This is a genomic window from Martelella lutilitoris (assembly GCF_005924265.1).
Taxonomy (GTDB): Bacteria; Pseudomonadota; Alphaproteobacteria; order Rhizobiales; family Rhizobiaceae; genus Martelella; species Martelella lutilitoris.
Window position 1 is genome coordinate 358,565 of the sequence record NZ_VCLB01000007.1, and the last position, 12,939, is coordinate 371,503.

Genomic DNA, 12,939 nt, shown 5'->3' on the forward strand with positions numbered 1-12,939 from the left:
TCATGAAAATATTTTTATTCAATGTTCTGAGGCGGTTGGGATATCGCCGGCGCGATGCTCTCGCGAAGGACGAGATCGCATCCGAGTTCCAGGCGGTGGGCGGCGCGCGGCGCCTGCCCGCTCTTGGCGCGCGCTTCCAGGAGGTCAAGCGCCGCGCGCCCGAACTGCTCGAGCGGCACGCTGACGGTGGTGAGCGGCGGACTGTGGAGTTCGCCGAGCGCCACGCCGTCGAACCCCATGACGGAGATATCCTCCGGAACGCGGAGCCCGGCCTGCTTCAGCGCGCGCATGGCGCCGAAGGCGAGATTGTCGGCGGCGCAGAACAGCGCGGTTGCGCCGTCCCGGTCGGGGTGGGCCTCAAGCCAGGCTTTCACCGCCGCCTCGCCGTGCCGCGGCTCAAAGCCTTCGGCCCTGATGACGAGCGCATCGGAAAGCGGCAGGTCGCGATCGCGAAATGCGTCGAGAAATCCGTCAAGGCGGCGCTCCACCGTCTTGCGCCCGGCCCATGTCAGATGAACGACCCTGCGATGCCCCTTGTCCAGGATCAGCCGCGTCGCCTTCAGGGCGGCGAAGCGGTTACCCGGCGTAACGCTGTCGATATGCATGTTCGGGTCTTCGCCGTTGATCAGCACGGCCGGGATCCCCGAACGTCCGATCGCATCGAGAAGCGCGCTTCGATCATCATTGATGACGATGATCCCGTCCGCCCTGGCGGCGCGGGCCTCCGCCCCCACCTGCTCGACCGGATCATCCCGACGCAGCGTATGCGGCACCAGGCGCACGCCGCGCGCCTCGCAGTCGCGCGTCAGTGCGTTGAGGATCGTCCATGAGACGAGGTTGACGTCGCTGTCCGGCAGGGCGTCCTCCGGCACTGCGAGAAGCGCCCTGTTGACCGCATTGATTGAAGCCCTGGCGGAGCGCCGCGCCAGATAGCCGAGTTCCCGGGCGGCCTCCAGCACGCGTTCGCGCACCTCCTCCGAAATCGGCGCCGTGCCGTTCATCACATGCGACACGGTCGAAATCGCCACGCCGGCCCGTTCGGAGACCTCCCGCATGCCGACCTTTTCGCCCTTGGCCATATCAGCTCCCCCCGGCGTACTTTCTCATTCCCGTTCCAGCTTCAGTGTCTTGATCTCGAACGGGGCAAAACCGAGCGCCAGAATACCCGCTTCGGGAGAAAGGTCGACAATCGCCTCCTCGAGCAGATCGACCTCCCTCACCTTTGCGATGCCGGGATCCAACGAGAGCCGCGCCGCCTGGCGCGCGCCGCGCCGTTCCCAGAGCCGCACCACCAGCCCGCCGCCATCCTCGGCGCGCTTGACCGATTCGACGGCGATCGCGTCGTTGTCGACAGAAAACGGCGGCGTAAGCTTCGCATTGGAACCATCGCCGCTGCCGGCGACCGGCGTCAAAGGGTGATTGAAGGCCTCGGCGGCAAGGGAAACGGAGCCGAGCCCGTCATGCGGCATGATGCCGTAACGGAAACGGTGCTCGCCCTGATCCGCCTCGGGCCAGGGATAGGTCGGAGACCGCAGCAGCGTCAGCCGGATCGTCGTGTCGCGGGCGTCATAGCCGTACTTGCAGTCATTGAGCAGCGCCACGCCGAAGCCGTCTTCGCAAAGCGAGACCCAGCGATGCATCGGGCTTTCGAACCGGGCCTGGTCCCAACTCGTGTTCGCATGGGTCGGCCGGGTGACGTGACCGAACTGGATCTCGGCATCGCAATCCGCGGTGCGGACGGCCAGCGGAAAGGCGGCCTTCACCATCGTATTGTGCTCGCGCCAGTCGATGAAACTGTCGAACTCCAGCACCCGGCCTCCCGCTTCGAGTGAAACGACCTCGACGATGCGCGAGGCCTCGTAGCGCCATTCGAAGCGCAGCGCCGCCCGATAGGGGCCGGTCTCGACGATCTCGACGCTCACGAGGTCATCGATCTCGAAGACCTGATCCTCGAAGGTGCGATCGATATCCCAGGCGTCAAACTGTTCGGGAAAGTCCCGATAGGCCTGCAACCGGTTGGCAATGCCTGTCAGGCACTCGCGCCCGCTCTGCTTGTCGAAGAGCGACACAAGCCGCCCGTCGGGGTCAAATTCGGCACGAAGATGCGCGTTTTCGAGCCGGTTCGAAGCCACCGCGAGCCCGCCGTCTCCTCCGGCTTCCTCCGAAACTTCACCGAGCGTCAGACGCACGGCGCCAAGCCCGGGAAGCGCATCGACAGGAACCGCCTGCGACCGCGTCCCGTCTGCCGATACCAGGATCTGCGAACGGCGATCGCCAAGCCTGACGGGCTCCTCCGACGCGATCCTGACCAGCCCGCCCCTCGGGCTCGCGAAAGGGTTGACCAGAAGCGTCTCACCCTCGCCCGCGACGCGCGACGCCAAGCGTTGCCGCAACGCCTCCGCACGGCTGAAGAAGCTTGAATAGTCCTCATCGCTATCATCAAACACGAGGCCGATCGAGGATCCCGGAAGGATATCGTGAAACTGGTTGAGAAGCGCGATATCCCAGAGCGCGGCAAGCTCGGCCTCGGGGTAATCGATGCCGGCGAAAAACCACGCCAGGCTCGCAAGCGCTTCCAGCTCCCGAAGCATGGCTTCCGCCCGACGGTTGTTGCGCTTCACCTTGGCGACGGAGGTGAAGGTGCCGCGATGGAATTCCAGATAAAGCTCCCCGACCCAGACCGGATACTCCTTCGGGCTTTCATGCATTCGTCCGACGATCCGTTCGAGCACCGGCCCCATGAAGCCCTGCGACACGCGCGGGCACCCCGGAATGCCGCGCTCCATCCGGCGGATATGCTCCAGCATCTCCCGCGTCGGCCCGCCGCCGCCATCCCCAAAGCCATAGACGAGGAACAATTCGTCATTGGTCTCCTTCTGGGCATAGCGCCGCCAGGCGCCCATCACATGGCTCGCCTTCAGATCCGGACAATAGGTCGTCCCGATGGAGGTGCTGTCGGCCGGCTGCGTGGTGAGGAAATAGGTCGGCGCGCGCGTGCCGTCGATCCCCTGCCAGAAAAACACCTCGCCCGGCATGCGGTTGGTGTCGTTCCAGGAAAGCTTATGGGTGACGAAGACCGTCAGCCCGGCGAGCTTCATGATCTGCGGAATGGCGGCGGAATAGCCGAAGGTGTCCGGCAGCCACAGGATGCGCGGCCGCACGCCGAATTTCTCGACGTGATAGCGGACCCCGCGCAACACATGCCGGACCAGCGATTCGCCGGAGGTGATGTTGGCGTCGGGCTCCAGCCAGAGCGCGCCCTCGATCTCGAACCGCCCCTCCCGTTGCTGATCCCGGATGCCGGCGAAAAGCGCCGGATAGTCCTGTTCCAGATAATCGAGTAGCAGGCCCTGATTATACATGAACCGATATTCCGGATATTCCCGCATCAAAGAGAGCGCCGTCGCCATGGACCGCGCCATCTTCTGCCGCGTCTCGCGGATGCGCCAGAGCCATGCGACATCGATATGGGTGTGACCGGTGACGGTGATGAGCGGGGCGATCTCGGTATCGCCGGCCGTATAGATCCGCTCCGCGATCGCGCTTGCCGCTTTCAGGCTTTCGGCAAGGCGACCGGGGTTTCCGGGTCTGAAATCCACGGCATTGATTGCCCGGTAGACGGTCTTCAGGATAAAATCCCGGCGATGATCGTTGATGTCGAGATGCTTGGCCACATCGAGCGGCGCGCGCAGATCGTAATAGAGCGCCTCGGCCTCAAGGTCGTGGACAAGAAGCCTGCCGGCAAAACCGAGCTGCCGGCGATTCTCGATCGTGCCGGCCTCGATCATGATGTCGAAACGCTCGCCGCCGTGCGCCCGGTCAGTCAGAAGGATTTCGCGGTGATTGTAATCCGCGCCCTGGACGATCTCGCCATTGACGCGCACGAGGCATTGCGGATCGGAGCGCCCCATCACCCGCCCGAACATCGCCTCGATGCCAAGGCAGATCCTTTTGCCCGCGAGGGCATCGGGTATCAGCACGCTGCCGGCAAACCAGAAATAGCTCTGCGGCTCGCCCCAGACGGTGTCGGGCGTCACCGGCGTCCAGTCTTCATGCGGCCCTTGCAGCATACGCGCCCGCGTCGAAGGCGGCGCCTGGCGGTAACGGAGATCGACGGTGGTTTCCGTCGGCGTGAAAATCCGCTCCGAAAGCAGTTCCACGAGATGAAAGATCTTCGAATAGTTGGCCAGAATGTCCTCCATCCCTGCAAAGCAATGAAATTTTTTACACTGCCATTGCTTTTCTTTTTTGCATTTTCGGTAGAAATTTTGGTTGAAAATTGCAAATAATTTCGCTCTTGTCCAGTTCCGACTCCCTGAATGCGTTGAGAGTCATGAAATTTTTTTTGGGAGTAGACAGTGCAGGAAATTCGTATTCCGGCGTCCGCCGGCGATGCCACGTCCCGCATCCAGAGCGCCATCGATGAAGCCGCGAAAACGCCGGTGGCCGTTGTCCTGGAGGCCGGAACCCACATTTGCGGTGGATTGAGGCTGATTTCGAACGTTGAGCTGCGCCTCGAGGATGGCGCCGTGCTGCAGTTTCTTCCGGACTATGACGCCTATGCCGCCCATCCGGTGCGCGTCGTGGCCGAGGGCAGCGACCGGGCGATGATCTCGGCCACGGATGCCAGCGACATCGCGATCACCGGCAAGGGACGCATGGTCTGCGGCGGGAAGCATTTTGCAACGGGCAAGGATGCTGAAATGGGAACGCTCATTCCCGCGGCTCACCGCCCCCGCCTGCTGGTTCTCGACAGTTGCACGCAGGTGACCCTGTCCGAATTCAGCGTGACCGACTCGCCGATGTGGACGCTTCACTTCGTCAACTGCGAGGGCCTTTCGATTGACAACGTCAGCGTGGAAAATGCGCTCGACATGCCGAATACGGACGGGATCGTGATCGACGGCTGCCGCGACGTCACGGTCAGGCGATGCGATATTTCAACCGCTGATGACGGCGTTGTGCTGAAGACCTCCTGCCGGCCTGACGGAACCGTCGTCGGCGCGTGCGAGCGGATCGAAGTCGCCGACTGCCGCGTGCGCTCACACTCATGCGCCCTGAAAATCGGCACCGAATCTTTCGGTGACTTTCGCGATATCACCTTCCGGAATTGCGAAGTGATCGCCTCCAATCGCGGCCTCGGCATCTTCTCGCGCGACGGCGGAGCGGTCGAAAACGTCCGCTTCTCGGATATCAGCCTGGATTGCCGCGAAACGCCGCCCGGCTTCTGGGGCTCGGGCGAAGCGCTGACGATAAACCTGGTCGACCGCCGTCCGGAAACAAGGCCCGCAGGCAGGATCAGCGGCGTCATCATCGAAAACATTTCGGGGTCTATGGAGGGCGCGATCAATCTCTATTGCGAACGTAGAGGCGGCATCGAGAACATCGAGATGCGCACTGTGGCGCTCCACCAGAGGCCGGGCGCCTACGGCACGGCACTCTGCTACGACCTTCGGCCGACGCCTGCCGACCTTGCGGAAGCGCCGGCGTCGGAAGGCCGCGCCAATGCCTGGCGCAAGGGTGCTGACGGCCGGGTAATCGGCCTTGTCGATTACCCCGGCGGCATGCCCGCCGTCTTTTCCCACAACGTTAAGGGCCTCAGCCTTCAGCATATTGAAATCGATCGACCCAAGCCGCTGCCGGCGGGCTTCAGCCCGAACGCCGTGACCGTTGATTGAGGGCGGAGTGGGCGCTCAGAAACCCGGGTCATAGTTGAAATAGAGCGGATTGGAGAGCGCGACCTTGTCGGCGGACAGCGCCATGGAACCGGGCACATCGGCATAGGCGGCCTGCGGTCCGTCCACCTCCGCGCGGTAGTAGCTCCGTTCGCCCGCCGCGGGCGTATCGGTAAAGCGCGCGGTGCGGGTCGCCGGGTCGATGGGAAGGGTCGCGAAGGTCTCGCGGTTCTTGATGATCCTGACCGAGTATTCCGCCTCTTCCGGCCCGCCTTCGGACAGACGGACCTCGAATGAGACCGTCCTGCCCTCGGCCCTTGCATTGTCGCCCATCATCATTTCATCGCCGCCGCCCGTATCGGCGACAAGCTCGACACGCGGATTGAATGGATTGGCGCAGACGCATGTCCGGCCCGCCGCAAGCGCCTCGAGCAGCGCGTCGCCGCTGCGCTCCCGGACAAAAACCCAGGTCGTCGGCGTTCCCACATAGTTCATCGTCGCTTCCGGCGTCCATCTGGTGGCGCGCTCCGGTCGGTCGGCAACGCCATGATGGGCATCCGAGCCGCCGCGCGCGCCGATCATCCGCCCGGACAGAAGCATATTGTCCCAGACGCGCACATTGGCTGCGTTCTTCGGCCACATCGGCCCGTTCCAGACCTCGATGGAATCGGCAAGATCGAAGGAAAAACCGTAGTGGTTGCTGGTGACGGGATGGTTCGCGGACCAGTGAACATCGCTCGCCCTCTTCAAGGCCGTGAGATCCCAGTCCCGCGCATTGCGGTGGTCGAAGAAGCGCTGGTGGTCATAGGGCTCGCTGCCGTAAAGGTTCACATGGCCGCGCGGCGCGGTAAGCTCGGCGCCATAGAGCAGAAGCAGGCGGTCGGAGCGATAGGCCGGATCCGACCAGGTATGGCCGGCGACATCGCCCTCCACATGGACGTCGTGATCCGTGATCGTCAGATAGTCGAAGCCGAGGCGCTCGGCAAAGCCAATGATCTTCCCGACCGGATTGTTGGTCGAATCGGCGCTGTGGCAGGAATGCAGGTGCCAATCCCCCTTCAGCCAGACGCCCTTCCCGTCAAACCCTGAACTGTTCAATGCCACTGCGGCGGTTCCCTCCTCTTCAATATCGCACGAAGATGCACAGGCGTCACCTTGGGCGCAGGCTACACCTCATTGCAGGCGGCGATGATAATCTGGCTTCCCGATGTTTTTCCATCCCGGAACCGGGTTCAGGCGAAACGAGCTGTGGACGATGCGGTTCGTTGGAGGCGCGTAAGTGCTACAAATCGGAAGATGACAGCGGGCTCCCTCCCGAATGAAGGCGACGGAACCGCCGGTGACCGGTCAAGGGCCGATGGCCGACATGATGATGATGGGGGCCTGGCACCGCCAACAGGAAAGCATGTGGCGAAAAGGGCGCCTCGAAGACCTGCTCGACGCCATCTCGCAATCCGGCAACGCTGCGAATGTCGTCTATGCCTCGGAATACGAGGCCGCGCGCGCCGTCTCCTTGTCTGTGATCGCCCTCTTCTTCAATGTCTGGAACCGCGTCGAGATCGAGGCCCGCGCCACGGGCCAGGACTTCGGGCCGGGCTATCCTCCAGCGTCGGCCCGATACGCCAATTTCAGGCAGGCATGTCACGCCCACCCGCATTCACCACCGCTCATGTTCGACAAGCCCGATGGCCGGCGCGGCCCTTAGCAGGCCGAATACGAGATGTTTCGCGACATCTTCTTTGGTCACTGATTGAGCGGTCCGCGACATCGGTGACCAAACGAACCGGAGACATGGGTAACACTTTTCGCTTTGCGGGAGGTATCGATGCCTTGGAGAAAAAGTTCGGACATGGAGGAGCGTCTGCGATGTGTTGCTCGCCTTTTGGAAGAAGACCAATATCTCGACCGTGCTCGCCGGTCACAAACCCGGCATAAAGGAGATCGACCATGGCATTTGGCTGATCGGCTTCATGCGCTATGATCTGGGATATATCGATTTGGAACAGAGAACCCTGCAAACCATCGACAACCCATTCGGGGCGAGGTTGTCACCCATGTCTTGGCTACAAACTGTTATTTTCGTATTCGCGCTGTACATGAAAAGATTGGCGCCCCCTGCAGGATCCGAACCTGCGACCATCGGCTTAGAAGGCCACGAGGAGCCCCAAAGAATATAGGGGTTTCCGGGCGTTTTCGTGATAACCGCACGGCTCAGCTATGGTCCGATCTTTGAGAGTAAGTTTTTTTTCAATGGACTGATCCGGTCGCTCGGCCGAAGAGGAAAATCTGAGCGAGAGATGATGTCCAATCTTCACCCACCCTTCGACACCTGCATCAACCCGACGAAAAGCCACACGCTGAACCCGGTCCCGGCCGTGACGGGTTTGGCGTTCAGCCGTTTTGACAGGACTGCTAAATTTAATAGCCTTGCCCGTCGCCGCGACGTATATTCGCTCTCCCTAATGAATCCGCAGGGTGCAAAGGTTCTTGGGGTTTGGAGGAGGATATCATGTGTCAGGCTTGTAAGGACAAAACCGTAACGCGGCGCAATCTGCTCAGGGGCGGCGCTGCTGCTTCGCTCGCGCTTCCCTTCGTATCAAGCGCATTCGCTCAGGAAACCGGCGGCGCCCCGATGGCTCCGCCGGCCTCGCCGGACGAGGCATTGCAGCGCCTCGTGGATGGCAACAAGCGCTATGTGGAAGGAACGCCGAACAATATCGACCACTCGGCCGGGCGATACAGTCGCTCACAGGGTCAGCAGCCCTTTGCCGCTGTCGTCGCCTGTTCTGACTCACGTGTGATTCCGGAACTGATCTTCGATCAGGCTCCCGGTGATCTGTTTGTCGTCAGGGTTGCCGGCAATTTTCTCAATGAAGACGGCATAGCAAGCCTTGAATTCGCCACCGCCGTGCTCGGCATTCAGGCCGTTCTGGTGCTCGGCCACACCAGTTGCGGCGCAATCAGCGCCACGATCACGTCGATAGAAGACAATGAACTGCCGCCCGGCCACTTGCCGAGCCTCGTGAACGCAATCCGCCCGGCTGTCTATGACGTGATCGGTGACAATCCGGAGAACATGCTTGAAGCCGCTACGGCTCAAAACGCAATCATCAACGCGGAAAAAGCCGTCGCAACCGGCCCGATCCTGGCCGATTTTGCAGCCAACGGAAAGATCAAGTCCGCTGCCGGCGTCTACGACATCGCCACGGGTGTCGTGACCTTCTTGTAAGCACTTGACATGCCGGGCCTATCCATTTGGTGGGCTCGGCATGCCCCCCCAAACCGGGTTCATTTGCCGGCATTTTGTGATCCAGGCGAAACCCCAAGACATATCGAAGGTCTCGACAATTCCCGTCACCCACCCTTCAGCGCCTTCAGGACCTGCATCAATCCATCGGAGAGCCACACGCCGAACCCGGTTCCGGCCATGGCGGCGGCGAGGATGTAGCCCCCCGGCCGATCTGCCTGATTTTCTGGTATTCGGGACTGACCTGCCACACAGCGTACCGCCTGCGCAGGCAACCGGGCGCGGTGAGGTTCCAGCGTGCTTACCGGACGGGACCATGTTTGGCGACTGTGACCCGCCGTTTGCAGCCTTGGCGGCTTCAGCCGCCGGGACCGGGCGGAGAACAGGCCGGCGAGGAGTCCGCTTCACCGGCCTGTTCAACTCGCCAGAATGCGAAATGCTTTCTTGCGCTGAGAATTCACAGCTACAACTTCAGCGGTTGCCTGATGCCGCGCCCTCGGGGTCGATTACAACAGCGATGGTTTCGTCTTCAACGTCGTGGAGGAAGGGCCGATCATCGGGCTTTCGCTGCGGTTTTGAGTATCTCCTGCATATGATCCCGATGCCCGGGAAATCACATGCTATCTTGACAAGGCGCATTTGGCGACTGGCTTGGCCGAAGCAGTTCGGCTAGGGTAATCGAGGGCGCGTATCCTGGGGGGATAGCGCGGTCGCTTTCGCAAGGCATGGTCCGTGGGGATCAAGGGACACAGCGAGGTTGGGGATGGAAACGCAAGCACCTGAGCAGGTTGGGCACCTGCCGTTCTATATCACAGGTCCGGGACAGACAGACGGTCTCATGATCGGGATCATCATTCTGGCGCTTGTCGGCGTTGTTCTGATCGGCGTGTTCTATCTTTATCTGCACGCCTTGCCTGAGCGGATGGCGCACAGCAGCAACGCCTTTCAGTTGCAGCTCGTGGGCGTTCTCGCGCTTTTGTCCTTATTCACCCACAACAACATATTCTGGATTGCCGCGCTTCTGATCGTTGCCGTACGCGTTCCTGACTTCCTTACGCCCATCAATTCGATAGCACACTCGCTGCACCGAATTGCCCATGGCCGGGACCTGCGCGAGGCGGACGTTCCGCAAAGCGAGGAAAAGGATCAGCCCGAAGCCACGCCGACCGAGGATGTCGCTCCATCAGCCGAAACGCCTGCCGAGCCGTCGAAGAAGGAGGGCGACGGTCATGCTTGAACTGCTGTTCTGCTCCCTTTTTACAATTCTGCCCGATTTCCTCTATCGTCGCTACAAGCAAGGCAAGCGCCTCGGTCGCGAGATCAACCTTTTTACCGTCTGGTATGAACTGCGCTGGGGCATTACCGGCTGCACCGTGCTGACGATACTGCTGATCACAACGGTTTTCTTCTACCATCCGACGTCGACGACCGTGTCCTCCTACTTCCGCACGGTCTCGATTCTGCCGGACACCCCCGGCCGGGTGACCGAAGTTTATGTGAAAACCGGGGATACGGTCGAGGCCGGAGACGTGATCTTCACCTTGGACGACCGGCAACAGCAGGCAGCGGTAAACGCGGCGCGTGAGAAGGTTGCCGAGGTCGAAGCCCAGCAGGCCGTCGCCGAGCAGGAACTCGAGGCGGCGCGAGCCACGGTTGAGCAGGCGCAAAGCGCGCTTGATCACGCCCGGATCGAACTGGATCGCAATCTGGGTCTCCAGCAGAGAAATGCGGATGCCGTGGCCCAAAGGGTCATTGATGCGCTTCAGAGCAGCGTTTCGGAGAAACAGAGCGCGCTGGACGTCGCCCTTGCAAATCGGCGCGCGGTCGAGGCGCGCATCGAAACCCTGCTGCCCACCCAGAAGGCAGGCGCCGAGGCAGCATTGCAAGAGGCGGAAGTCGCGCTCGACCAACGCAGCGTCAGGGCGGGTATTGCCGGCAATATCCAGCAGTTCCAGCTGCGACCCGGCGATGTGGTCAACCCGTTCGTGCGGCCTGCGGGCATCCTCGTGCCCCGGGACCAGGAAGAGGGGGTCTTTGTGGCCGGGTTCGGACAGTTGACGGCACAGGTCATCCATCCCGGCATGATCGGCGAGCTGGCATGCGCAACCCAGCCATTTAAGATCATTCCTGTCGTTGTCGACCGCGTTCAAGATGTGATTGCAGCAGGGCAATTCCGCCCGTCCGATTCACTGATGGACGTGAATGATCGCAACGGCAACCCCGGCACGGTCATCGTGCGGCTTCGCCCTCTTTATGATGGGCAGGCCGCGTCGATCCCGCCGGGCAGCGCCTGTATCGCCAATGTCTACACCAGCAATTACGAAAAGTATAAGGATCCCGGAATAGGCCTTGGACAAAGCCTGCTTTTGCACATGATCGACACGGTCGGCATCCTGCATGCCGCTTTGCTGAGGCTCGAGGTGATACTCCTGCCGGTCAATCAACTCGTGCTGTCGGGAGGACATTGAACTCTGGATCACCTCAGGAAAAGGCAGCTTAATCGGAACCGCCCCGGGTTTTCCGAAGGCCTCCGGTGTTCATGTTTTGCGCCGTTCGAACTCGACGCGCGACAACATCAAAATTTGGCGATCAGTTTTGAATTCGGCGGCTCCGTATTGCGGGCGGTGGCGCAGAGCCCAGATTCCCAGAAAACGCTGAACCAAATTTACATCAAATAACTGAATCAATTATATTTTTTGAAAAAAAGGGCCAGTCCAAGAATTCTTCTTCCCTCGGGGGTGCACGAGAAATGGCGATTTCGTGCATTCTTATGCTTCATCGGCAAATTGAAAAATTTGGCGACCCCTGCAGGATTCGAACCTGCGACCGTCGGCTTAGAAGGCCACGACGAATCCCTTTGAGCACAGGGGCTTTGGACAATCTAGCTGTAAACCGCTCTTCGCAGAAACATTGGACTTTTTGTAGGTCGTGTAAACCAGATTGGCCAGAATTCCTATAACCTATTCGCGCGTCAGAACAGAGGGTAGTTCCGTTCTTGCGTATCATCAGAGCGATCAACTATGATCACCTCGCCCACAGCCTTCTGCTCACCGCTGCCGATCGTGTAGTCGAGCTTCACATCGGCGAACTCAAAGGCCGAGAAAATCTCCCGCACCTCCGGCCGGTCATTCAGCGACAGGATGAACCGCCCCTTGATGCCCGCAAGCCGCTCCGCCATTTCGGAGAAGTCGGCACGCTTGAAGCTGTCCCTGCTGTAATCCCTCTCGCAGCCAAAATAGGGCGGGTCGAGGTAGAACAAAGCCCCTTCCCTGTCATAGCGATCGATGAAGGCGCGCCAGTCGAGGTTTTCGATGACGACGCCGGAGAGGCGTTCGTGCACCTCTTCCAGGATCGGCCCCAGCCGGGTCAGGTCGAAGCGGGCCGGCCCGTGACGTTCGACACCAAAGCTGCGGCCCATGATCTTGCCGCCGAAGGCCAAGCGCTGGAGATAGAGAAAGCGGGCGGAACGCTCGAGGTCGGTGAGCGTTGCCGGATCTGTGGCTGCAAGCCGCTCAAACTCCCGCCTCGAGGTGAGCTGGAATTTCATCACTTCCATGAACTGCGGATAGTGCCGCTGCAGGATCCGGAACAGCGTGATCACGTCACCGGAATAGTCGTTGATGACTTCGCAGCGGGCAGCGAGCGAACGACGGAAGAACACGCCGCCCATGCCGACAAAGGGCTCGGCATAGAGATCGTGCGGCGTCTGTTCGATGATGGAGGAAACGCGCTTGGCGAGACGTTTCTTGCCGCCAAGATAGGCGGCCGGCGGCGAGACGGGCCGCACCGAGATCATTCCTTGCATTGTGGGATATGTCCGAATCTGCCACACACCGCGTCGCCTGCGCAGGCAACCGGGTGCGGTGAGGATTCGTAGTGCTTACCGGGCGGGACTAGGCTGTGTGGACGGATTTGATGAGGTTGAATGCTGCAGCGATTGACACGATGGCTGAAAAGTTGCGTTTGGTTTTCTCGCAGCGCAGAGCCACCCGTTTGAAGCGCTTGAGCTTTCCTACA

9 protein-coding genes and 1 pseudogene are annotated in these 12,939 nt (G+C 61.0%); 6 read left to right on the forward strand and 4 right to left on the reverse strand.

The genetic code is table 11. From position 1 onward, the window contains the following. Positions 1-14: 14 nt before the first annotated feature. Positions 15-1,079 carry a LacI family DNA-binding transcriptional regulator gene (locus FF124_RS14565; RefSeq protein ID WP_138749205.1) on the reverse strand — a complete coding sequence of 355 codons (1,065 nt, stop codon included), beginning with the start codon at positions 1,077-1,079 and terminating at the stop codon, positions 15-17. 24 nt (positions 1,080-1,103) lie between these two features. Beyond that, positions 1,104-4,202 (reverse strand): alpha-mannosidase, encoded by a 3,099-nt coding sequence (locus FF124_RS14570; RefSeq protein ID WP_187326947.1) that lies wholly within the window; start codon positions 4,200-4,202, stop codon positions 1,104-1,106. A 156-nt stretch (positions 4,203-4,358) separates the two neighbouring features. On the opposite strand from FF124_RS14570, the gene pglB reads away from it, so the two are divergent. Further along, positions 4,359-5,678, forward strand: coding sequence for a polygalacturonase PglB (pglB, locus tag FF124_RS14575; RefSeq protein ID WP_138749206.1), 1,320 nt, complete (start codon positions 4,359-4,361; stop codon positions 5,676-5,678). A 15-nt stretch (positions 5,679-5,693) separates the two neighbouring features. Here pglB and FF124_RS14580 read toward each other — a convergent pair whose 3' ends face one another. Next, positions 5,694-6,779, reverse strand: a complete 1,086-nt coding sequence (locus tag FF124_RS14580) for a CehA/McbA family metallohydrolase (protein ID WP_138749207.1) — start codon at positions 6,777-6,779, stop codon at positions 5,694-5,696. Positions 6,780-7,032: 253 nt separating this feature from the next. On the opposite strand from FF124_RS14580, the gene FF124_RS14585 reads away from it, so the two are divergent. The 5 genes and pseudogenes from FF124_RS14585 (at position 7,033) to FF124_RS14605 (ending at position 11,390) form a co-directional block, all read left to right on the forward strand. Next, positions 7,033-7,380, forward strand: a complete 348-nt coding sequence (locus tag FF124_RS14585) for a phosphoheptose isomerase family protein (RefSeq protein ID WP_138749208.1) — start codon at positions 7,033-7,035, stop codon at positions 7,378-7,380. A 181-nt stretch (positions 7,381-7,561) separates the two neighbouring features. After that, positions 7,562-7,735: pseudogene (locus FF124_RS21050) on the forward strand (IS481 family transposase); the annotation flags it as partial. A gap of 449 nt (positions 7,736-8,184) precedes the next feature. Continuing rightward, positions 8,185-8,904 (forward strand): carbonic anhydrase, encoded by a 720-nt coding sequence (locus FF124_RS14595; RefSeq protein WP_138749209.1) that lies wholly within the window; start codon positions 8,185-8,187, stop codon positions 8,902-8,904. A gap of 781 nt (positions 8,905-9,685) precedes the next feature. Beyond that, on the forward strand, positions 9,686-10,159 hold the full coding sequence (locus tag FF124_RS14600) for a hypothetical protein (RefSeq protein WP_138749210.1): 474 nt from the start codon (positions 9,686-9,688) through the stop codon (positions 10,157-10,159). After that, positions 10,152-11,390, forward strand: a complete 1,239-nt coding sequence (locus FF124_RS14605; RefSeq protein WP_138749211.1) for an HlyD family secretion protein — start codon at positions 10,152-10,154, stop codon at positions 11,388-11,390. The genes FF124_RS14600 and FF124_RS14605 overlap by 8 nt, the downstream gene beginning before the upstream one ends. Positions 11,391-11,893: 503 nt before the next feature. Here FF124_RS14605 and FF124_RS14610 read toward each other — a convergent pair. Further along, positions 11,894-12,718: a DNA adenine methylase gene (locus tag FF124_RS14610; protein WP_138749229.1), complete on the reverse strand. Its 825-nt coding sequence runs from the start codon at positions 12,716-12,718 to the stop codon at positions 11,894-11,896. Positions 12,719-12,939 lie beyond the last annotated feature (221 nt).